Source organism: Chenggangzhangella methanolivorans (genome assembly GCF_019797865.1).
Taxonomy (GTDB): Bacteria; Pseudomonadota; Alphaproteobacteria; order Rhizobiales; family Methylopilaceae; genus Methylopila; species Methylopila methanolivorans.
On the sequence record NZ_CP081869.1, the window covers coordinates 4,292,549 to 4,315,018 of the forward strand.

A 22,470-nucleotide genomic window follows, 5' to 3' on the forward strand; every position below is an offset into this window, starting at 1 on the left:
CCCGGGGTCTGCCGGCGACGCGAGCGCCAAGCCTGGCGAACCCGTGGTCCGAGAGGGCCGCGGGTTTCGTCTTGTCGAGAGGCGTCAACCCGACCGGAGCGCAGCGCAGAGCCCGGATGACGCCCGGTCCGGAGCCGCCGCCTCCGGTTCCTCCTCCGCTTTGCGCAGGAGGATCCGTTTCACCCTCCCGCGCGCGCTCCCGCAGCACGAATTTCTGCACTTTTCCCGTCGAGGTCTTGGGCAGCTCGTCGAACACGATCGTCTTCGGCAGCTTGAAGCGGGCGAGGCGCTCCGCCGACCAGGCGATCAGTTCTTCCGCGGTGGCGGACTTCCCCGGCTTCAGCTCCACGAAGGCGCAGGGCGTCTCGCCCCACTTCTCGTCGGGCTTGGCCACCACCGCGACCGCCGCCACCGCCGGGTGCTTGTAGAGCGCGTCCTCGACCTCGATCGACGAGATGTTTTCGCCGCCCGAGATGATGATGTCCTTCGAGCGGTCCTTGATCTGCACTATTTGTCCCGATGCCGGACGCCCAGATCGCCCGAATGGAACCATCCGCCGCGGAACGCCGCTTCCGTGGCCTTGGGGTTCTTGAGATAGCCCTTCATCACGACGTTGCCGCGGAACATGAGCTCGCCGATGGTCTCGCCGTCGTCGGGAACCGGCTCCATTGTCTCAGGGTCGATGACGCGGAAAATCCTCGAGCGCCGCATAGCGCACGCCCTGCCGGGCCTTGCGCTTGGCCTGTCCGGGCAGGGTCGAGCTCCGACCAGTCCTCGTGCCATCGTTGACGACCGGGGGCCCATAGGTCCGGTGAGCCCGTAGAGATGCGTCACCTCGAAGCCCGTCGTCCTTCATGCCGGCGAGCACGGCTTCCGGGGGCGGGGCGGCCGCGGTGAAGAACGCCACCTGACGGGGCAGGGGGCGCTTCTCGTCCTCCGGCGCGTTGATCAGCGTCGCCATCACGATCGGCGCGCCGCAAAGATGGGTCACGCCGTGGTCGGCGATGGCGTCATACATCGCTTTCGCGCGCACCTGCCGCAGGCAGACATGCGTGCCGGCCGTCACGCTGACCGACCAGGTGAAGCACCAGCCATTGCAGTGGAACATCGGCAGCGTCCAGAGATAGACCGGGTGCTTGCCCATGTTCCCGGTCACGACGTTGCCGGTGGCGAGCAGATGCGCGCCGCGGTGGTGGTAGACGACGCCCTTCGGGTCCCCGGTCGTGCCGGAGGTGTAGTTCAGCGAGATCGCGTCCCACTCGTCGCCGGCCCACTGGGGCGCCTCGCCGGGTTCGGCTTCGGCCAGCAGCGCCTCATAGTCGAAGTCGGAGATCGGCTCGCCGGCGCCATGGTATTCGGGATCGTTCACGTCGATCAGCAGCGGCTTCACCCTGGCGTTCGCGAGCGCCGCCGTCATCGCTTTCGAGAACTCGCGGTCGACGATCAGAACCTTGGTCTCGGCATGGTCGAGAGTGAAGGCCAGGATCTCGGCGTCGAGCCGTGTGTTGAGCGTGTTGAGCACCGCCCGGTCATCGGCACGCCGTAATGGCATTCGAGCATTTCGGGCGTGTTGGAGAGCAGCACCGAGACCGTGTCGCCGCGCCTGATCCCGCGCTTGGCGAGCGCCGCCGCAAGCCGCCGGGCGCGGTCCCAGAACTCGGCGTAGGTGCGCTTGAGCGGCCCATGAATGATCGCGACGCGTTCGGGAAACACCATCGCGGAGCGCGCCAGAAACCCGATCGGCGTCAGCGGCTGATGGTTCGCGGGCGTCTTGGGAAGGTCGTCATAGGGCGACGTCATGGGGCTCGGCTCTATCGGTCGATTTGTCGTGACGATCGATAGAGGCTCGCTGGCGTCCGGCCAATGCCGCTTTCGGGGGAGCGGAGCGGCAAGGTGAGCGCCTTGCGCCGAGGGCCGTTGGTGCGGGCGGAAATTTGTCCCATGGTCAGGCTACCACCCGCGTGGAGCGGATTGCGCAATGAAGGCGACCGTCAACGATGACCGATAGCAACGCGTTCTTTCGTTTCATCTGGCGCATGAACGCCTTGGTGATTTTTGGGCTGGCGCTGCTGAGCCTCCTGGCAGTGGTCTACTGGGTCGTTGAGCTGGTCGGCCCTCGCGCACGCAATGTCGTCGAGATCTCGTCGGCTGGTGAGAAAGACGCTCCGGCGCGCGAACCTGCTCGCGAACTGAAGGTCGGAGGCTTCCAGCCTTCGGGACCCTCCGTCTTCGAGGCGCCGCTGCTTCGCGCTTCGTCTTCGCGCAAGCGACCAGCATTGTCCTCCGGCTTTAAGGGCGGCGAAGATCAGATCGCGCTCAACGTTGTATTCTTCAACACGCAGACCGGTGAGATCAAGCGGGTGTTTCCGACGGACAGCGGGCTGGTCCTGCGGCGGCACGCAGTGCGCTTCAGCGAGAAGGACGATCCTGTCGCCCACCTCTACGTCTACGTGCCGGCGGACAGCAACGGAGACAAGTTGTTGACCGACGACGACGCAAAGCGCGTCGTGATGGTGCGGCCGGACGGCGGGAGCATGATCACGCTGGCCGAGGGCGTCGATGAGTTCGATCGTGCGGACGAGACGAACTACGGCAGCATGCTGGTGAAGGCCGACGCGCCCAAGCTCCGCTGCTTCGTCCGCAAGTACGACGAGACACGCTTCCTGGAAGTGGATCTCGCGACCTTCACCGTGACCAGTGGGCCGGTGGTGGCGCTGCCGAAGCTCTAGATGTTCCCGACCAGTTCCCGATAGAGCGCCGCATAGGCTCCGGCGCTCGCGTTCCACGAGACGTCGGCCGCCATGCCGTTCTGCTGGATCCTCGCCCACGCCGCCTTGTCGGCCCAGAGCGCCGCCGTGCGGCGGAGCGCGGTCTCGAGCGCCGACTGGCAGACCGGCGAGAACTGGACGCCGGTGGCGACGCCCGGGCCGAGCGCCGCGGGGTTGGCGTCGATCACCGTATCGGCGAGGCCGCCGACGCGCGCGACCACCGGGACCGCGCCGTATCGCAGCGCGCAGAGCTGGGTGAGGCCGCAGGGCTCGAACCGCGAGGGCACGAGGATCGCGTCGGCGCCGGCCTGCATGAGATGGGCGAGATCCTCGTCATAGCCGATGAAGCAGCCGACGCGTCCCGGATGCCGCTGGCTGAGCGCCGAGAAGCGCTCCTCGAGCCAACCTTCGCCGGAGCCGATCAGCGCAAGGTCGGCGCCGAGCTCGAGGATGGTGGGCACGGCCTCGGCGAGGAGATCGAGCCCCTTCTGGCTCGACAGCCGGCTGACGACGCCGAAGATGAGCCGCGTCCCGTGCGGGTCGAGCCCGAAGCGCTCGGCGAGCGCGCGCCGCGTGTCGCGCCGGCCGGACAGGTCGGCGGCCGAATAGCGCGCGGGGAGCCGAGGATCCGTCGCGGGATTCCAGACCTCCGTGTCGACGCCGTTCAGCACGCCGGAGACATCCGCGGCGCGCGCCGACAACAGGCCGTCGAGCCCGATGCCGCCGTCCGGTTCGAGGATCTCGCTGGCGTATGTCGGCGACACGGTGGTGATGCGGTCGGCGAAATAGAGCGCGGATTTGAGGAAGCCGACGCCGCCGTAATATTCGACCCCGTCCATGTCCATCGCATGGTCGGGCAGGCCGAGCGCGCCGCGCAGGGTCGGCGGAAACCAGCCCTGAAAGGCGATGTTGTGGATGGTCGCGACCATCTTGGGCCGCGGGCCGGGGGCGTAGGTGAGGTAAGCGGCCGCAAGGCCCGCCTGCCAATCGTGCATATGCACGACTTGAGGGATCGGATGGCCCGCCGCCCCCCGCGCGACCTCGGCGGCGACGCGCCCGAGCGCCGCGAACCGATAGGCGTTGTCGGGCCAGTCGGTTCCGTCCGGGCCGGAATAGGGGCCGCCTGCGCGGTCGTAGAGATGGGGGGCGTCGATCACCAGCAGGTCGAGGCCTGCGTGCTCGCCGGCGAGCAGCCGAGCGCGGCCGCCGAACAGGTCACCGAACTCCGCCACCGGCTCGGCCGCGCCGAGTTTCTGCATCACCTGCCGATAGCCCGGCAGCAGCGTCGTGGTCTCGACGCCGTGCGGCTTCAACGCCGCCGGCAGCGCGCCTGCGACGTCGGCGAGGCCGCCGGTCTTGATGAGCGGGTAGATCTCGGAGGCGACAGCGAGGACGTTGAGGGACATGGACGCGCGAACTCTGCTTCGACGAGCGAACCTTGGTCCGCCGACTGCCGCCGCGCAAGCCGGCCGCCCGGTCTAATCCCCGCGCAAGCTTAGGCTTTTTGGCTAGTGGGATCAGGCCGAAACGCCGCCTCCATCTCGCGCCGGACGCGCACCGCCTCGCTGTCGGCGATCTCGACGTCGCTCCAGGTCACGATCTCGCCCTTGGCGATCGGCCGCGTGAGCGTCACCCCGTGCGCGAGGCCGATCGGCAGCGCGCCGAGGCGCAGCGAGTCCTCCGCCGGCATCAGGCGGCCCCAGACGGTGCGGCCGCCCTCGCCGTCGAGCGTCGCGCCCGCATCGAGCGCGGTCTTGGCGCAGGCGCCGACATCGGCGCGAAATCCCGTCGGCGCGCCTGTCGGCTCGCCGCGGAGCGCGGCCGAGGCGACGCTCACCCCGAGCTCCAGCCCGATGAGATGCGAGGGCCGCCAGAGCGCCGCGACGCGCCCCGTCGGATCGGTCGACACGCCGTATTCGCGAAAGCAGCGGCGGGCGTAGTCGCCGCCGGGATCCTTCGGCTCGAACGTCACATAGACGCCCCAGCGCAGGTCGTTCGGCGTCTGCGACCCGTCGCGGTTGAGGCTCGACACGACCTCGACCATGCCGGACCCGTCCAGAACGCCGCCGTCCGCCCGCGGCCGCAGCACGCTCGCGAGCTCTCCGACGCCTGCGGGCGGGAAGGCGAGGCCGCCCTTCGGGGCCTTGAGCCCTGTGCCGTTCGCGATCGCGGCCATTTCGATCGCGGATTTGGTGCCGTCGAGGAAGGAGTTGAACATTTGCGGGTTCATGCCCGCCGCCTTCGCCTCCTCGGGCGAGAGCCCGTAATGGTCCCACACGGTGTCGGGCGTCGAGGCGTGATAGCTCGGCAGGTACTTCGTGCCCTTTCCCGCCGCCACGACCTCGAAGCCGCAGGCGCGCGCCCAGTCGACCATCTCGCAGACGAGCGCCGGCTGGTCGCCATAGGCCATCGAATAGACCAGTCCCGCCTGCTCGAACTTTTTGGCGAGCAGCGGGCCGGCCAGCACGTCCGCCTCGACATTGACCATCACGATGTGCCGGCCGTGCTCGGCGGCGAGCAGCGCGTGCCGCACGCCCGCCGACGGGCTGCCGGTGGCGTCGATCACGACCTCGAGGCCGCTCGCGCGGATCAGGGCCTCGGCGTCCTCCACAATGGCGACGCCGCCGCCGGAAAGCGCGGCGTCGAACGAGCCGACGATCGCTGCGTCGGCGTCCCAGCCCGTCGCCACGAGCGCCGCGCGGGCGCGGTCGGGCGAGAGATCCGCGATCCCCATGACGTGCAGCCCCGGGGTCGCGCGGGCCTGCGCGAGAAACATCGCGCCGAACTTGCCGGCCCCGATGAGGCCGACCCGGACCGGCCGGCCCTCCTCGGCGCGGCGGAGCAGCTTGGCGGCGAGGTTCATGGGACGGGCCTTTGCTGCGGGCTATCTGGCGCTCCGAAGAGCCAGCCGAGCTCGCTTGCCGCCTTTACCGTTCGGTCTTTCGGCTTCGTCGCCATCGCCCGCTCGATCGTCGCGCGAAGGTCCGGCACGGCGGGGAGAGGCGCGGCCCATTCGAGGCTTTCGTATTCGTCGGGCCGGGCCGGCGGCTCGATATCCTTCGGAGTCCAACCGTAGAGCTGAAAGCTTCGGAACCGGAGCAGAGCGCGCACGGCGGCGCTGGTGTCGGTCAACTTCGCGATGAAGGCGGGCGTCATGCAGATGTTGGCGAGTGACGTATAGCTGTCTGGATCTCGACTTGCCGCATAGACGTGGTTGAACTGGACGTCGCGCCCGCGCCGCGAAAGGCCGTTGGCCCACAAGAACGCGTCTGTCGGGCTCTTGTTGTCATCGAGAAGAACGGGACAGCCGTCGATTTCAGCGCGCTCGCCAACGCGGCGTTGATCTCGGATGGATCGAAAAATTGCTTTGCCGTCGGCTTGGTGAACCGTCACCGGATGGCTGAACAAAGTCAGCGACGCGACAGCCTGAGCGACCGATCCATAGCGTGAGAGTTCGATCAACGCCTCGAAAGCGGAGCGGCCGTCCAGATCGAAATCAGCAAGCGTTCGCGCTGCCAATTGTCGAGTTCGTTTTGGATCGGGCTTTTCGCGGCCGCGAGGCGCTACGCGCACGTCTTGAGAGCCGAGTTCGATGGACGTTGCTGTCGGGCCGCTCCTCTCCGTGTCTCGAAACCGTACGTACCAGAGCACAGAGCTCTTGTAGGACGCGAGATTGTTTCGAACATCGCCGACAAACGGGATTTTGGACGGATTGGGGCGGCCGTGACGGCTGTCGTCTACAGAGTACGTCAGCGTTTGAATCAGCGATCGACAGCGGTCGCGCTCGTAAAAGTCGTCAAGATCGCCGTGATGCGTTTCGACGCGGGACACCCGGTGAAGCTGAGCCGTGATAGTTCCCTCACTGTAGCCTTGCGCGCGCAACAAACGCGAATACTCGCCTCTCATTAAAACCCCCCGCGTCATCCCGCGAGAGGCTATAGCAATCCAAGATTGTGAAAAGCGCTCACATCCCGTCGATCATCGCTTGGGTGATGAGGCACACGCCCTTTTCGGTGCGGCGGAAGCGGCTGGCGTCGAACTCCGGATCCTCGCCGACCACGAGCCCCTCGGGGATCTTCACCCCGCGGTCGATCACCACGTTCTTGAGCCGCGCCGAGCGGCCGATGACGGCGTCTGGCAGGATCACGGCCCGGTCGACGTCGGCGTAGGAGTTCACCCGCACGCCGGTGAAGAGCAGAGACTCCTTCACCCCCGAGCCCGACACGATGCAGCCGCCCGAGACCAGCGACGAGATCGCGCGTCCGCGCCGGTCGTCGCGGTCATGGATGAACTTCGCCGGCGGGGTGATCTCGGCGAAGGTCCAGATCGGCCAGTCCTTGTCGTAGAGGTCGAGCGACGGGACGAAGTCGGTGAGGTCGATGTTGGCCTCGAAATAGGCGTCCACCGTCCCGACGTCGCGCCAGTAGGGCTCGTCTTCGGACAGGGAGCGCACGCAGGACTTCGAGAAATGGTGGGCGACCGCCTTGCCGCCCTTCACGATCGCCGGGATGAGGTCCTTGCCGAAGTCGTGGGACGAGTTTGGATCGGCGGCGTCCTCGCGCAGCAGGTCGAACAGGAACGGGGTGTCGAACACGTAGATGCCCATCGAGGCGAGCGCCATGTCGGGCTTGCCCGGCATCGCCGGCGGATCCTTGGGCTTTTCGAGGAAGTCGACGATGCGGTCGGTCTCGTCGATGTGCATCACGCCGAAGCCGGAGGCCTCCTCGCGCTTGACCTCGAGGCAGCCGACAGTGACATCGGCCCCGCTCTCGACGTGCTGGGCGAGCATCTGCTCGTAGTCCATTGTAGATGTGGTCGCCCGCCAGGATGATGATGTGGCGCGGCGCGTAGTCCTCGACGATGTCGATGTTCTGGTAGACCGCATCCGCCGTGCCGAGATACCAGGCGTCTTCCGAGACGCGCTGGCTCGCGGGCAGCACGTCGAAGCTTTCGTTGCGCTCGGCGCGGAAGAAGTTCCAGCCGCGAGTCAGGTGCCGGATCAGGCTGTGGGCCTTGTACTGGGTCGCCACCCCGATGCGGCGGATGCCGGAATTCAGCGCGTTCGACAGCGCGAAGTCGATGATGCGCGTCTTGCCGCCGAAATAGACCGCCGGCTTCGCCCGGCGGTCCGTCAGCTCCATCAGACGGGAGCCTCTGCCCCCGCGCGAGAACGAACGCCATGGCCGTACGGGCGTAAGGCGGTCCGAGCGGGGATGCAGGCGGCATAAAAACACTCTCCTCGACACGACTTCGCGGGGGCGGGCGGGACGCCCGGCCGCGTCAGGCCGAGGGCGTCACGTTCCAGATCTCTTCAGCGTATTCACGTATGGTCCGATCCGACGAGAACCAGCCCACTTTCGCCGTGTTGATGACGCTCGAGCGCATCCAGACCGGCCGGTCGCGCCATTTCTTGTAGACCGCGCGCTGGGAAGCGAAATAGGCGTCGAAATCGGCCGTCACCAGGAAGGTGTCGTGGTTGAGAAGCCCGTCCACGAGCCCGCGATAGCGGCCGGGATCGTCGGGCGAGAAGGTGCCCCCGGCGACCGAGTCCAGCACTTCCCGCAGCGTGGCCGAAGCCGCAACCGCCTCGCGGGCGTCGTAGCCGGCGCGCTTCTTCTGCTCCACCTCCTGGGCGGTCAGGCCGAAGATGAAGATGTTGTCGTCGCCGACATGCTCCTTGATCTCGACATTGGCGCCGTCGAGCGTGCCGATCGTCAGCGCGCCGTTCAGCGCGAGCTTCATGTTGCCGGTGCCCGACGCCTCGAGGCCCGCAGTCGAGATCTGCTCGGAGAGGTCGGCCGCCGGGATGATGCGCTCGGCGAGGCTGACATTGTAGTTCGGGAGGAACACGACCTTCAGCATGCCGCGCAGCGTCGGATCGGTGTTGACCGTCCGCGCCACGTCGTTGGCGAGCTTGATGATGAGTTTGGCGGTGTGATAGCTCGCCGCCGCCTTGCCGGCGAAGATCTTCACGCGCGGCAGCCAGGCGCGCATCGGCTGGGCGCGCATCGCGTTGTAGACCGCGACCGTCTCCAGGATGTTGAGCAGCTGGCGCTTGTATTCGTGGATGCGCTTGATCTGGACGTCGAACAGCGCGTCCGGATCGACCTTCACCTCGTTGCGCTCCATGATGATCTTGGCGAGCGCGATCTTGTTCTCGCGGCGCGCGGCCATCAGCCTGTCATGGAGCCCCGTGTCGTCGGCGAGCGCGGCGAGCTTGTCGAGCTGCGTCGGGTCGTCGAGCATCTCCGGCCCGATCGCGTCGATGATGACGTCGGTCAGCAGCGGGTTCGCCTGGCTGAGCCAGCGGCGGAACGTGATCCCGTTGGTCTTGTTGACGATGCGGCCGGGATGCAGCGCGTGCAGGTCGCGGAACACGGTCTGCTTCATCAGGTCGGTGTGCAGCGCCGAGACGCCGTTGACCTTGTGCGAGCCGATGAAGGCGAGCCACCCCATGCGCACGCGGCGCCCGTTTGCCTTCGTCGATCAGCGAGATGGTGGTGAGCAGCGCGTCGTCCCGGGCGCTTGGCCCGCGCGGCCTCGAGCTCGAGCGCGTTGATGAGGTAGATGATCTGCATGTGGCGCGGCAGCAGCCGCTCCAGCAGCGGCACCGGCCAGCTCTCGAGCGCCTCGGGCAGCAGCGTGTGGTTGGTGTAGGAGAAGGTCGCGCCCGTGATCTTCCAAGCCTCGTCCCATGAGAGGCCGTGGACGTCGAGCAGGATGCGCATCAGCTCCGGCACGGCGATCGCCGGATGGGTGTCGTTGAGCTGGATCGAGACGTGGCTGGCGAGGCTCTTGATGTCGCCGCGCTCGCCGAGATGGCGGCGGATCAGGTCCTGCAGCGAGGCGGAGGCGAAGAAGTACTCTTGCCGCAGCCGCAGCTCCTGGCCGGCCGGCGTCTCGTCCGACGGATAGAGGATCTTCGAGATCGACTCGATGCGCACGCGGTCGGCGAGCGCGCCCACATAGTCGCCGCGGTTGAAGGCGTCGAGCGAGATCGGGTCAGGCGCGCGGGCCGACCAGAGGCGCAGCGTGTTCACGTGCTTGCCGCGCCAGCCGACCACGGGCGTGTCGATCGCCACCGCCTCGACGGTTTCGGCCGGGCGCCACACGAAGCGCGGCTCGCCGCCCTCCATCACCTGCTCGACATAGCCGCCGAAGCCGATCGGATAGTCGACCTCGGGATGGGCGAACTCCCACGGATTGCCGAACGACAGCCAGTCTTCCGGATATTCCTGCTGCCAGCCGTCGCGCATGCCCTGGCGGAACAGGCCGTGATCGTAGCGGATGCCGTAGCCGAAGGCCGGCACGCCGATCGAGGCCATCGAGTCCATGAAGCAGGCGGCGAGGCGCCCGAGGCCGCCATTGCCGAGCGCCGCGTCGGGCTCGGCGGCCCGCACCTTGTCGATGTCAACGCCGAGGCCTGCAAGCGCCTCGCGGGCGTCCTCGATCAGGCCGAGATTGTTCATCGCGTCGAACAGCAGGCGGCCGATCAGGAACTCGAGCGAGAGATAGTAGACGCGCTTCTGCGGGGTCGCGGCGTTGTGCTCGGCGACCCAGCGGTCGACGATCCGGTCGCGCACCGCGAGCGCGGTCGCCACGAACCAGTCGCGGTCGCTTGCGGTGTCGGGCGTGCGGCCGACCGAATAGGTCAGCTCGGCCAGGATCTCCTTGCCGAGTTTCTTGGCGGCGGCGCCCGGTTCCGGGCGTCGGAGCCGCCGCGGACAGGACGCTCCAGATCGGCCGCCGTGGTGGATGCGGTGTCGTTCATGAGCCAGGTCCCCCGTCGCATGAGTCGGTCGACCGTCGACCTAGCAAGAGCCGGGCCGATATGTCGAATGCTGCAACGCAGTAGATGACGCGGGGGCGGGGGAGGGCAACCCCGGCGTCTCGGCGCGAGCGCGCGCAGGACCGGCGAAGGCCGTGGCGGGGGCGTCGCATGGATGGGGAAGGGGGATGGGGTTCTTGTCCCGGACTCGATCCGGGACCCAGAACCGATGCGTCAGCAGAACGGAGCGCGATCGTCAGATGATCTGGAAACGCGTCTCGGCTCTGGGTCCCGGGTCAAGCCCGGGACGAGGGCCTTTGGGTTTCACGCCCGCAGCATCCGGGCGTCACGCCCGTGCGGCGAACATCACGACGTTGGTGTCGGGATCGTCCAGCGCGTCCATGGTCGCGACGTGCCGGCTCGCCGTGTCGGCGAGGCGCGACCGCAGCGCGCGAACCTGCACCAGAAGATCGAGCCCGAGCCCGAGAGGCGTGCACATCAACGTCGTGGCGTAGACGTCGAGCGCCTGGGCAACAGTTCGGTGTCCTGAGCGGACAAAGACAGCTTGATGTCGTCCATTCGCCGGGCCCCCTCGCCGGAGGTGTCATCGGCCGCCCCCTGCGACCACCTCCAATGAATGGGCTGAATTGTGCGCAATTGAATATACGCAGAACGACTTACGCCTCAGGACGAAGACGTCAGAAAAGCGACGGGCAGAAGAAGCAGATCGCCCAAGAGCGTCTCGGCCTTCAGCCTCGTTGACCGTCCGGTGACATGGTCTGTCGCCTGCCTGTCGCGCAATGTCGCAGGCATGTTTATGACGTTCTTCTGCAACACTTTTTCGGCCATCCGCAGGCCGTCGGAGGCGTCCAGGCGCCCGCAGGCCTGCCGGAACGCGACGGCGACGGCCGTGTCGCCGCAAGCGTGCGGGCGAAGGCGACGACATGGTCGGCGTCCGGACCCTCGATCTCGAGCGGCTCGTAGGAGCCTTCTGAGAAGAGCCGCGGCGAGCGCGCGCGCTCGGCGAGAGTCGCGGCGATCAGCGCCTGCTTGACCGCGCCGTCCCGCCAATGGGCGGCGGCCTCGAGCGGCGTCTCCGCCTTTCCGAGCGCGGCTTCGCGGGCCGCGAAATCGACCGGGCGGCGGTTGTCGGGATCGACCAGCGACAGGTCCCAGAACTCGACGCCCTGATAGGTGTCGGGCACGCCCGGGATGGTGAGCTTGAGCAGCGTCTGCGTAAGCCCGTTGGCCGCGCCTGCTGGGCCGATGCGCTGCGCGAAGGCCGCAATCTCGGCGCGCAGCTTCAGGCCGGGCGTCGTCATCAGCTTCATGAGCAGGTCGCGCGCCGCGGTCTCATAGGCCTCGTTCGGCGCGCTCCAGTCGGTCTGGGCTTCTCTGAGCGCCTTCTCCTGCCAGCCCGCGACGCGGTCGGCGAAGGCCTCACAGCCCGTTGCGTCGTCGGGCGAGAGCCAATGAGGCCAGGCTCCGACGAGCGTCTGGCAGAGGATCTGCTCGTCTGCGGCCGACGGCCCGTCCGCGCTCCGCAGCTCGGCCGAGGCCTCGCGCCAGCGGCGGGCCGCGGAGGTCCACTCGTCCGGGATCTCGCTCAACACCGCGAGCCGCGCGCGCACGTCCTCGCCGCGCTTGTGGTCGTGGGTCGCGCCGGTGAGCATCGCGTCGGGAACGCCTCGCCGCGGGCCGCCGCCTTTCGGTGGAACTCGGCGACGTCCATCGAAAAACGTCGCGACGTCGAAGCCGACGTCGGTGCGCGAAAGCAGCCGGCCGTAGCGGTTAGAAGCCCGTGTCCTCCACCGCCTTGGCGGCGACCGGCGCCGAGAGCTGCTGGAACCGGCGGATCGCCTTGTCGAGCAGGATGCGCTGATCGTCCGGCGCCTTCTTGCCGCCGAGCCATCCGTCGAGCTGGTCCAGCACCGGCGCGTCGGCCGGCATGATGGTCAGGCGCGCCTTTTCGAGCGCCTTCGCGAAGATCGGCTTGTCGGCCTCCGTGCGTCCCTCGATCGCGTTGGCGTAGGTGCGGTAGGCCGGGAAATGCGCGAGCAGCTCGACGAGCGCCCGGCGGATCGCGGCGCGCGGCGTGTCGCGGGTCTCGTAGTCGAGCCGCGCCACCCGGTGCAGCGCGTCGGTCGCCTGGTCGAGCTGGGCCGAGAAGGAGCGGTCGAGGATCTCGCGCCGCGCCGTCTCCTCCTCGACATGGAAGTCGGCGGGCCGGCCGCTGATCTCGGCCCAAAAGACGTTAAGTTTCTCTTCACCATCAGCGTCGTGCAGCAGCGCGCTGACGTCGTCCATGAAGTCGTAGCCGCTCGCGCCGTCGACCTTCCAGTCGCGCGCGAGCTCTTCGCCGGGGCCGAGAATCTTCTCGATCACCAGATAGGCGCGTTGCTCGGAAAGCTCTCCCGGCCGCTCCGCCTGCCGCTCGTCGAGATGGTCGCGCAGGTTCCGCGCATAGCCGCCGGGGTCGGCGAGCCCGTCGATATGGTCGACGCGGAACCCGTCGATCAGCCCCTCGGCGTAAAGGTCGAGTAGCTTCTCATGGGTCGCCTCGAACACTGCGGGATCGGCGACGCGAAGCCCTGCGAGTTCGTTGACGTCGAAGAAGCGCCGCCAGTTGATCTCGTCGCCCGCCACCATCCAGTGGGCGAGCCGCCAGTTCTGCTTTTCGAGCAGCGCGTGGAGACGGGCGCGGCCGTCCTCGGTCGTCGCGTCGTAGGCCTCGATGCCGCCAGCGGTCTCGATGTCGTAGCGGTCTTCGGGGCGGATCGGGAACATGTGGTCGGCGTAGCGCAGCGTGATCCCGCCGCGCTTGCCGTCGCGCGCGAGCTTGAGGTCGCCCGAGCGCAGCGCCTCGCCGTAGGGCACGCCGAGGGTGGGCAGCAGGATCTTGTCGCGCAACGCCGGGTCGGCCGGCTCCCAGTCGATGTCGAAGAAATGCCCGAAGCGCGAGCCGCGGCCATAGGTCAGCACGTCGAGCCACCAGGCGTTGTCGTCCTTGCCGACCGCCATGTGGTTGGGGACGATGTCGACCACCATTCCAAGGCCTTCGGCGCGCAGCGCCGCCACCAGCTTGCGAAAGCCGTCCTCGCCGCCGAGCTCGGGGTTCACCCTGGTCGGGTCGACCACGTCGTAGCCATGGTTGGAGCCCGCGCGGGCGGTCAGGATCGGCGAGGAATAGAGGTGGCTGATCCCGAGCCTGCGCAGATAGGGCACGAGCGCGATGGCGCGCTCGAACGGGAAGTCCTTGTGGAACTGGAAGCGCATGGTGGCGCGGGGAGGGGCGGCGACGGCCGGAGCGTTGGTCATGGGGCGGGGCTCCGTTGGATCGCGACGCGGGTCGATGGTTTCTGGCGCTCGTCTAGGACGTGGCGCGACGTCTCAACTCCCTCCGCCTTGCGGGGAAGGTGAGGGTGGGGGTGGTTCAGGATCGAGCGCCTCGGTTCTGCGGAGAGCGACGTCGCCCTCTGAGCCTCATTCGGAGCCGCCCCCATCCCCGGTCCCTCCCCGCAAGGGGGAGGGGAGAAGGGCTGCGCTCGCTCCACGCGGCTCACCCCTCTCGTCTCCTGTTCAGGCTCTTCAGCCGCTCGGCGGCCTTCGGCTCCGCGAGCATCTCCGTCGCGGGCTTGGCCAGGCGCCTGCGCCAGTTCGGATGTTCGTCGAGCGTCCCGGGCAGGTTCGGCTGCTCGACCTGGCCGAGCGCGTCCTCGAGCGGCAGCAGCACGAGCTTCGAAGGGGTGGCGGCCAGGAACCGGATCGAGGCGGCGACGGCGGGATCGGTCTCGTCGGGAGCCGGCCGCGGCCCCCGCGCGACGCCCGCCTGCTCGAAGGCGCGCCAGAGCTCGCCGCGCTCGCCCTCGCGGGTCGCCGTGTCGTTCTCTGACGTCTCGCCGAACTGCTGGCCGCCGATCGAGGCCTTGAGCGCGATGTCCGCGCCCGACCACCAGCCAGCCATGGTGGGCAGGTCGTGCGTCGTCGTCATGGCGAGCGCGTCCTGCGGGTAATAGTCCGGCGGAAAGAAGCCGTGCGCGTCGTCGCGCTCGAACTGCAGCACCTTCATGCCGGCGACGCCGGCCGCGGCCAGCTTGTCGCGGAACCCCTCCGGCACGGTGCCGAGGTCCTCGCCCACGACCACGCAGTCGTTGCGCAGCGACTCGAGCGCGGTGAGCCGCAGCATGTCGTCGACGGGGAACGAGAGATACGCCCCGTGCTTCGAGCTCTCGCCCTCCGGGACCATCCAGAGACGGGCGAACCCCATGGCGTGGTCGATGCGGACGCCGCCGGCGTTCTTCATGCAGGCGCGCAGCGTCGCGAGGAAGGGCGCGAAGCCTTGGGCCTTCAGCGCGATCGGCGAGAAGGTGGCGAGGCCCCAGGCTTGGCCGTTCGGGTTGAACAGGTCGGGCGGCGAGCCGACCGAGAGGCCGACCAGCACGTCCTGCTGCCGGCTCCAGGCGTGGCTGCCGCCTGCGTCCATGCCGACCGCGAGGTCCGAGACGAGGCCGATCGCCATGCCGGCCTTGTGCGCCACGCTTTGGGCCGCGGCGAAAGAGCGGTCCGAGATCCATTGCAGGAAGAGGTGGAAATCGACCTCGCCGGCATGCTCGCGCGCGAAGGCCTCGACCTCGGGGCCGTTCGGATCCTTGAGGCCTTCGGGCCATCGCCGCCAGTCCCACTGGCCAGGATCCGCGCCGAAGCGCGCCGCGTGCAGCGCCTCGAAGCGGGCGTGCTCGATCAGCAGAGCGCCGCCCTCGCGAAGGTAAGCCGCATAGTCGAGCGCGAGATGGCTCGTGGTGTCCGCGCCGAGCTCGACGGCGCGGAAGCTGTCATGGAGCGTCCGGAGCGTCGCGAGCTTCACGGCCGCCGAGCCCGGCCAGTCGACGAGCGCCGCCTTTTCGAGCTTGGCCCGGCCGGCCGCCACGCCCGCGGCCTTGGCGGCCTCGCGCACGCGCTCCTCGCCGAACAGGAAGTCGGGATCGGCGTGCAGCGGATTGAGGAACAGCCGGCTCGACGGGGAATAGGGGCCGAAGTGGTGCGGGTCGGCCGAGAAGCCCGCGTGGAGCGGCGACAGCGCGAGCGCGTCGGCGCCGGCCGCGGCGGCGGCTTCTGCGAGCGCCGCGACCCCGCCGAGATCGCCGATCCCGCCGTCGCCCTTGCGGGTGAGGCCGTAGACCTGCGAGGCGAGCCCCCACATGCGCCGGCCCTGGCCGGCGTCAACGATCGAACGTCCGCGGCCGGGCGAGACCGCGACGACGATCGCTTCGTCGCCGAACTCCAGCTGGTGGTAGCCGGGCTCGAGGATCGGGCGCGCGCGGGCGCGGTCGTCGCCGGCGTCCTGCAGCATGAACTCGAAGATCTCGCCGTCTTCGCGCGTCAGCCGCGCCTGCACGGCCGTCGCTTCAGGAATGTCGAACGGCTCCCCGACGCGCGCGGTGACGAGGGGCGGGCGGGCGCGGTCGGCGGCGTCGAGCGACGCGAGCGCGTCCCGGGCCTGCGCCTCGGTCTCGCAGGAGACGCCGAGCGCGGCGAGCAGACGCTTCAGCGTTTCGGGCGAGACCTCCTGCGCCTTGCCGGCCTGATCGGTCCAGTGAACGGCGAAACCTGCGCGGGTCGCGAGGCGGCGGACGAGATCGTCCGTGGTCATGCCTTCTCCATCAACGCGACGACCGCAAAGCCCTCGAGCCGTCCCGCCCGGGCGGCGTCGGCGACGCCGGGCGCGCTCTCGTAGAGCAGGGGGCCCTCGATCGGGGCGACGTCCAGCGGGCTGTCGGCGAGATTGACCGCGAGCGTCAGCCGCGCCCCGTCCTCGAAGCGCCATGTCGCGCGCACCGCCTTGGGGCCGATCGCTTCCGCCTCGGCGTCGGCGGTCGCCTCGCGCGACGAAATCTCGGCGGCGCGGATCGCGAGAAGACGCTTGAACAGAGCGGCGCGCTCGCCCGCGAGCGTCGGATGGGGCTGTGGGATCGAGGCCTCGAAGGTCGACTTGGCGTTGGGGTCGGGGATCTCCTCGCCCGCAAAGGCCGCGAACTTGGAGAACTCCTTGCGCCGTCCCTCGCGCACGGCGTCGGCGAGCTCGTCCTGGAAGTCGGTGAAGAACAGGAACGGGGTCTCGCTCGCGACCTCCTCGCCCATGAAAATCATCGGGATCTGCGGGCAGAGCAGGAAGGCGGCGGTCGCGGCCTCGACGCCGCCCGGGGGCGCGAGCGTCGTCAGGCGGTCGCCGAAAGCGCGGTTGCCGACCTGGTCGTGGTTCTGCAGGAACGACACGAAGGCCTTGGGCGGCAGATGTCCGGACGGGGTGCCGCGCGGATGGCCGATATGGGCCATCAGCTCGCCCTGATAGACGAAGCCGTCCTTCAGGCAGCGCGCCAGCTTTCCGGCCGTATCCGTTGCGAAATCGTCATAATAGCCCTCGCGCTCGCCCGTCAGCAGCACGTGGAAGACGTGGTGGAAGTCGTCGTTCCACTGGGCGTCGACGTCGCCGGCGAGATGGCTCTGCTGATTGTTCTCGTTCTCCAGAACGAGATGGATGCGGCGGTCGCGCAGCTCGTGGCTGGAGCGGACGGCGGCCGCCATCTCGTCGATCCAGTCCTGCTCGCAGATCGCGTGCACCGCGTCGAAGCGCAGGCCGTCGAAGCGGTACTCGATCAGCCAGTAGAGGACGTTCTCGGTGAAGAAGGAGCGGACCTCCGGGAGGCGGAAGTCGATCGCGCCGCCCCAGGGGGTGTGAAGATCTTCGCGGAAGGCTGGCGGGGCATAGGCCCCAATGTAGTTCCCGTCCGGCCCGAAGTGGTTGTAGACGACGTCGAGGAACATCATCAGGCCGAGCTCGTGGGCGCGGTCGATGAGGCCCTTGAGCTCCTCCGGCGTCCCGTAGGCGGCGTCCGGCGCGTAAGGCAGCACGCCGTCGTAGCCCCAGTTGCGCGCGCCCGGAAAATCCCAGATCGGCATCAGCTGGATCGCCGTGATCCGATGTCCTTCAACCGCGGCAGAGCGGCGGCGACGCCGCGGAAGCCGCCGAAGCAGCCGACATGGAGCTCGTAGAGCACCGCCTCGCGCCATGGCCGTCCGGCCCAGTCGCCCGCGAGCCAGCGATAGCCGAGCGGATCGACCAGCACGCTCCAGCCATGGACGTCGCCGTCCTGGAAGCGCGACGCCGGGTCCGGGACGGCGAGCCCGTCGGGCAGGCGGTAGCGGTACCGCGCGCCGGCGGGGACGTCCACGGTGAGCGCGAACCAGCCTTCCTCGTCGCGCTCCATCTTGCGCGGGTCGTCGTCCCGGATCTCGAGCTCGACGTCGTCGAGGGCCGGCGCCCACAAGCGAAACGTCGTGCCGCCCGCCTTGTAGGTCGCGCCGAGGGGCAGGGGGCGGACGAAGGCGTCGCTCAAGCTTGGTCGTCTCCGGATATGGCTTCGAGCTTCGGCGGACGCCCGCGGCGCACGGGCGGATGGAGCGACATCAGCAGCACGGCGCTGCGACCCGCGACCGTGACGCGGTCTCCCTCGGCCAAGCGCTCCGGCGCCTCGGGCGCCGCCGTGTCGCACAGGATCGTGGTCGGCAGCTTCGGGGGCGGCAGGGCGAAGGCGCGGTCTTCCGGCGTCGGGTTCATCATCAGCGTCACGAGGGGAACGGCGCCGTCGGCTCGGGGTTTTGCGCGCCGCAGCGTCAACGTGCGTTCGCGATGGTCGTTCCAGGCGTCGGGAGAAACCGGCGCGCCGTTCTCGTCGAACCAGGCGATGTCGAGCACGCCGGGCGCGGGCTGGTCGAGCCCGTGCAGGAAGCGATTGCAGTGCAGGACCTTGTGGGCGCGCCTGAGCTCGATCAGCCGGCCGATGAAGTCGACGAGCGCCTCGCCCTCGGGCGTCGCCGCCTTGCGCCAGTCGACCCAGGAGGTCTCGTTGTCCTGCGCATAGGCGTTGTTGTTGCCGTTCTGGGTGCGGCCGAACTCGTCGCCGGCGAGCAGCATCGGCGTGCCTTGCGCGAACAGCACCGTGGCGAGCATCGCGCGGGCGACGCGGGCGCGGGTCGCGCGGATCTCCGGATCGCTCGACGGTCCCTCGACGCCCCAGTTGGACGAGTAGTTCTCGCCGTGGCCGTCGCGGTTGTCCTCGCCGTTCGCCTCGTTGTGGCGACGCTCGTAGGACGTCGTGTCGGCCAGCGTGTAGCCGTCGTGGCTGGACACGAAGTTGACCGAGGCCCAGGGCTTTCGCGAGCGCTTGTCGAAGAGGTCCGACGAGCCCGCGATCCGCGCCGCGAACTCCGGCCGCTGCCCGCCGTCGCCGCGCCAGAACCGGCGGGTCGAGTCCCGGAACTTGTCGTTCCACTCGGCGAAGCCTGGCGGATGATTGCCGAGCTGGTAGCCGCCCGGCCCGATGTCCCACGGCTCCGAGATCAGTTTGACGCGCGAGAGCGCCGGGTCCTGGCGCACGGCGTCGAAGAAGCCGGAGCCGGGGTCGAACCCGTGGGTCTCGCGGCCGAGCACCGTGCCGAGATCGAAGCGGAAGCCGTCGACGTGATAGTGCTCGACCCAGTAGCGAAGTGAATCCATCACGAGCTGCAGCACGCGCGGATGAGAGAGATTGACGGTGTTGCCGCAGCCGGTGTCGTTGACGCAGCGGCGCCAGTCATGGGTCTCCTGTCGGTAGTAGGACAGGTTGTCGAGGCCGCGGAACGACAGCGTCGCGCCTTCCTCCGAGCCCTCGGCCGTGTGGTTGTAGACGACGTCGAGAACGACCTCGATCCCGGCCGCATGGAGCCGGCGGATCGCGACCTTCATCTCGTTCAGAGAGCCGTCGGAGAGGTAGCGCGGTTCGGGCGCGAAGAACGCCAGGCTGTTGTAGCCCCAGAAGTTCTTCAGCCCCATCTCGACCAGCCGCCGGTCCTGCACGAAGGCGTGGATCGGCAGAAGCTCGACCGCGGTGATCCCGAGCCGCTTGTAGTGCTCGATCATCGGGGGGCTGGCGAGCGCCGCGAACGTGCCGCGCTCGTGGTGCAGCACGTCGGGCCGCAGCATGGTGAGGCCGCGCAGATGCGCCTCGTAGATGACGGTCTCGCCCCAGGGCACGTTCGGCGGCCGGTCGTCGCCCCAGTTGAAGCTGCCGTCGATCACCACCGCCTTCGGCATGCCGGGCGCGGAGTCGCGCCGGTCGAACGAGAGGTCGGCGCGCGGGGAGTGCAGGCGGTAGCCGTAGAGCGCGTCGGACCAGCGCACTTCGCCCGCGAGCTGCTTGGCGTAGGGGTCGAGCAGCAGCTTGTTCGGATTGAAGCGGTGGCCGTGCTGCGGGTTGTAGGGGCCGTGAGCCCGGAAGCCGTAGAGCAGCCCCGCGCGGGCGTTCGGCAGATAGCCGTGAAACACCTCGTCGGTCTGCTCGGGCAGCGCCATCCGCGCGATCTCGCGCCGGCCCGAAGGATCGAACAGGCAGAGGTCGATCTGCTCGGCGTGCGCGGAGAAGACGGCGAAGTTCACGCCGAGCCCGTCCCAGGTCGCGCCGAGCGGGTAGGGCAGGCCCTCTTCGAGGATGCTCATGGCTCTTCCCTTCTCCTGCTTGCGGGAGAAGGTGGCCGAGGCGAAGCCGAGGTCGAATGAGGGAAAGTCAAAAAGAACGGGCGCGCCGACTTCCCCTCACCCTTATCCTCTCCCGCACGGGAGAGGGGGGCGGAGGCGTCGCGCCGTGCTCAAGGCTTCATCACTCAGTCCGGCGTGCTCCCCCGAGCGCATTTGACCCCGCACCGTGTTCATTCCCCCAGTTCCCGAGCCTACCCCGCGCGCAGCGCGATCACCGACAGCGGCGGCAGCGAGAGGTCGAGCGATTGCGCCTCGCCGTGGCTCTCGACGGCTTGCGCCTCGAGCCCGCCGCCATTGCCGACGTTCGAGCCGCCATAGAGGCCTGCGTCCGTGTTGATGATCTCGCTCCACAGCCCGCCTTCGGCACGCCGATGCGATATCCGTGCCGCGGCACGGGCGTCATGTTGGCGACCACGAGAACCGGCGGAGCGCCGTCCTCCCCCTCGCGGCGGAAGGCGAAGACGGAGTTCGTCCGGTCGTCGCCGATCACCCAGCGGAAGCCTGAGTCGAGGTGGTCGCGCGCATGGAGCGCCGGCTCCTTGGCGTAGATCGCGTTGAGGTCGCGGATCAGGCGCTGGACGCCGGCGTGGTGCGGGTCGTCGAGCGCCGGCCAGTCGACCTGCGCGTCGTGGTTCCACTCGCTCCATTGGGCGATCTCGCCGCCCATGAACAGGAGCTTCTTGCCGGGGTGGGTCCACATCAGCCCGTAAAGCGAGCGCAGATTGGCGAATTTCTGCCAGGCGTCGCCCGGCATCTTGCCGATCAGCGAGCCCTTGCCGTGCACCACCTCGTCGTGGCTCAGCGGCAGCACGAACTTTTCGGAGAAGGCGTAGACCAGCCCGAACGTGATGCCGTCATGGTTGTAGGAGCGGTAGATCGGGTTCTGCTCCATGTAGTTCAGCGTGTCGTGCATCCAGCCCATGTTCCACTTGTAGTGGAAGCCGAGGCCGCCCTCGGTGGTGGTGCGGGTGACGCCGGGCCAGGCGGTCGATTCCTCCGCGATGGTGATGGCGCCCGGCACGCGCTCGCGCATCACGGCGTTGAAGTGCTGCAGGAAGCCGATCGCCTCGAGGTTCTCGCGGCCGCCGAGATGGTTCGGCACCCACTCGCCCTCCTTGCGGGAGTAGTCGCGGTAGAGCATCGAGGCCACGGCGTCGACGCGCAGGCCGTCGACATGGAACTGCTCGAGCCAGTGCAGGCCGCTCGCGATCAGGAAGTTCTGCACCTCGCGGCGCCCGAAATTGTAGATCGCGGTGTTCCAGTCGATGTGGAACCCTTCGCGCGGGTCGGCGTGCTCGTAGAGCGGCGTGCCGTCGAAGCGGTAGAGGCCGTGGGCGTCGGTCGGGAAATGCGCCGGCACCCAGTCCACCACCACGCCGATCCCGGCGGCGTGCGCGGCGTCCACGAACTTCGCGAAGTCCTCCGGCGCGCCGTAGCGGCCGGTCGGCGCGAACAGGCCGAGCGGCTGGTAGCCCCACGAGCCGCCGAACGGGTGCTCGGCCACGGGCAGCAGCTCGACATGCGTGAAGCCGAGCTGGGACACGTAGGGGATCAGCTTCTCGATCGCGAAGTTCCAGTCGACCGCGCGGCCGTCCTTCATCCACGAGCCGAGATGGACCTCATAGAAGGACAGCGGCTTGTCGGGCTCCTGCCGTCGCTCGCGCGAGGCCATCCAGTCGCCGTCGGTCCATTCGTAAGCCTTCGGATCGGCCACGATCGAGGCCGTGCCGGGCGCAGGCTCGGCCGACTTCGCCACCGGATCGGCCTTGTCGGGAAGCTCGCCGCCGTCGGGCCCGCGCAGCGCGAACTTGTAGCGCTCGCCCGGGCCGATGCGCGGGATGAAGAGCTCCCAGACGCCCGAGGGGTGGCGCAGCCGCATCGGGTTGCGGCGCTTGTCCCAGGCGTTGAAGTCGCCGACCACCGCGACGCGCTTGGCGTTCGGGGCCCAGACGGCGAAGCGCACGCCCTTGACGCCTTCGATCTCCATCGCGTTGGCGCCGAGCGCGAAGGCGAGCTCGAAATGGCGGCTCTCGCCGAGGAGATGCAGGTCCATGTCGCCGAGCAGCAGGCCGAAGGAGTAGGGGTCCTCGGTTTCCTGTTGCTGGCCCGGCCAGTCGATCTTCAGGCGATAGGGGTCCACGCCCCGCACCGCGCCTTCGAACACGCCGGTGTCCTCGATCTGCTTGAGCTTGCCGATCGACGCCCCGGTCTTGGCGTCGATCGCCTCGACCGAAAGCGCGCCGGGCAGAAGCGCGCGGATATAGGGGCCGTCGCCGTCGTCCCGGCGGCCAAGCGCGCCGAACGGGTCGGCGTGGGCGCCGTGAGCGAGGGCGTCGAGGGCGGAGCGGTCGAGTTTCATATGT

The 22,470-nt window shown here is 68.7% G+C and carries 14 protein-coding genes and 4 pseudogenes; 1 reads left to right on the forward strand and 17 read right to left on the reverse strand.

Translation table 11 applies throughout. The features are described from left to right. Window positions 1-280 precede the first annotated feature (280 nt). From K6K41_RS22520 to K6K41_RS22530, 3 genes and pseudogenes are all read right to left on the reverse strand, one after another. A pseudogene (locus K6K41_RS22520) lies at window positions 281-553 on the reverse strand (AMP-binding enzyme); the annotation flags it as partial. Further along, window positions 508-783, reverse strand: coding sequence for an AMP-binding protein (locus tag K6K41_RS22525; protein WP_261402363.1), 276 nt, complete (start codon window positions 781-783; stop codon window positions 508-510). The pseudogene K6K41_RS22520 and the gene K6K41_RS22525, both read right to left, overlap by 46 nt. Further along, a pseudogene (locus tag K6K41_RS22530) lies at window positions 674-1,800 on the reverse strand (AMP-binding protein). The gene K6K41_RS22525 and the pseudogene K6K41_RS22530 overlap by 110 nt, the downstream one beginning before the upstream one ends. Before the next feature lie 197 nt (window positions 1,801-1,997). Here K6K41_RS22530 and K6K41_RS22535 point away from each other — a divergent pair. Further along, a complete protein-coding gene (locus K6K41_RS22535) occupies window positions 1,998-2,729 on the forward strand; it encodes a hypothetical protein (protein ID WP_261402364.1) in 732 nt (243 codons plus the stop codon). Here K6K41_RS22535 and glgA read toward each other — a convergent pair. From glgA to glgB, 14 genes and pseudogenes are all read right to left on the reverse strand, one after another. Next, the gene (gene glgA / locus K6K41_RS22540; protein WP_261402365.1) at window positions 2,726-4,174 is read right to left on the reverse strand and encodes a glycogen synthase GlgA; all 1,449 of its coding nucleotides are present in this window, start codon (window positions 4,172-4,174) and stop codon (window positions 2,726-2,728) included. The two genes, K6K41_RS22535 and glgA, sit on opposite strands and share 4 nt — an antisense overlap. A gap of 89 nt (window positions 4,175-4,263) precedes the next feature. Further along, the gene (locus tag K6K41_RS22545; protein ID WP_261402366.1) at window positions 4,264-5,631 is read right to left on the reverse strand and encodes an NAD(P)H-dependent oxidoreductase; all 1,368 of its coding nucleotides are present in this window, start codon (window positions 5,629-5,631) and stop codon (window positions 4,264-4,266) included. After that, a complete protein-coding gene (locus K6K41_RS22550; protein ID WP_261402367.1) occupies window positions 5,628-6,599 on the reverse strand; it encodes a hypothetical protein in 972 nt (323 codons plus the stop codon). Before K6K41_RS22550 ends, K6K41_RS22545 begins: the two co-directional genes overlap by 4 nt. Before the next feature lie 133 nt (window positions 6,600-6,732). Further along, window positions 6,733-7,994, reverse strand: a pseudogene (gene glgC, locus K6K41_RS22555) (glucose-1-phosphate adenylyltransferase). 54 nt (window positions 7,995-8,048) lie between these two features. Then, a complete protein-coding gene (glgP, locus tag K6K41_RS30765; protein ID WP_428978543.1) occupies window positions 8,049-9,224 on the reverse strand; it encodes a glycogen/starch/alpha-glucan family phosphorylase in 1,176 nt (391 codons plus the stop codon). Next, entirely contained in the window at window positions 9,158-10,369 is a 1,212-nt protein-coding gene (locus tag K6K41_RS30770) for a glycogen/starch/alpha-glucan phosphorylase (RefSeq protein ID WP_428978544.1), read from the reverse strand. Before K6K41_RS30770 ends, glgP begins: the two co-directional genes overlap by 67 nt. Before the next feature lie 513 nt (window positions 10,370-10,882). Then, on the reverse strand, window positions 10,883-11,035 hold the full coding sequence (locus K6K41_RS22565; RefSeq protein ID WP_261402368.1) for a hypothetical protein: 153 nt from the start codon (window positions 11,033-11,035) through the stop codon (window positions 10,883-10,885). A 316-nt stretch (window positions 11,036-11,351) separates the two neighbouring features. Beyond that, on the reverse strand, window positions 11,352-12,209 hold the full coding sequence (locus K6K41_RS22570) for a malto-oligosyltrehalose synthase (protein ID WP_261402369.1): 858 nt from the start codon (window positions 12,207-12,209) through the stop codon (window positions 11,352-11,354). Between the two features lie 118 nt (window positions 12,210-12,327). Then, window positions 12,328-13,854, reverse strand: a complete 1,527-nt coding sequence (gene treY / locus K6K41_RS22575) for a malto-oligosyltrehalose synthase (protein WP_261402370.1) — start codon at window positions 13,852-13,854, stop codon at window positions 12,328-12,330. Window positions 13,855-14,095: 241 nt separating this feature from the next. After that, complete coding sequence (malQ, locus tag K6K41_RS22580; protein ID WP_261402371.1) at window positions 14,096-16,186, reverse strand: 4-alpha-glucanotransferase; 2,091 nt, start codon at window positions 16,184-16,186, stop codon at window positions 14,096-14,098. Beyond that, window positions 16,183-17,493, reverse strand: a complete 1,311-nt coding sequence (locus K6K41_RS22585) for an alpha-amylase family glycosyl hydrolase (protein WP_261402372.1) — start codon at window positions 17,491-17,493, stop codon at window positions 16,183-16,185. Before K6K41_RS22585 ends, malQ begins: the two co-directional genes overlap by 4 nt. Further along, window positions 17,493-17,930 (reverse strand): alpha-amylase family protein, encoded by a 438-nt coding sequence (locus K6K41_RS22590; RefSeq protein WP_261402373.1) that lies wholly within the window; start codon window positions 17,928-17,930, stop codon window positions 17,493-17,495. Before K6K41_RS22590 ends, K6K41_RS22585 begins: the two co-directional genes overlap by 1 nt. After that, window positions 17,927-20,068 carry a glycogen debranching protein GlgX gene (glgX, locus tag K6K41_RS22595; RefSeq protein WP_261402374.1) on the reverse strand — a complete coding sequence of 714 codons (2,142 nt, stop codon included), beginning with the start codon at window positions 20,066-20,068 and terminating at the stop codon, window positions 17,927-17,929. Before glgX ends, K6K41_RS22590 begins: the two co-directional genes overlap by 4 nt. 230 nt (window positions 20,069-20,298) lie before the next feature. Further along, window positions 20,299-22,466: pseudogene (gene glgB, locus K6K41_RS22600) on the reverse strand (1,4-alpha-glucan branching protein GlgB). Window positions 22,467-22,470: the final 4 nt, after the last annotated feature.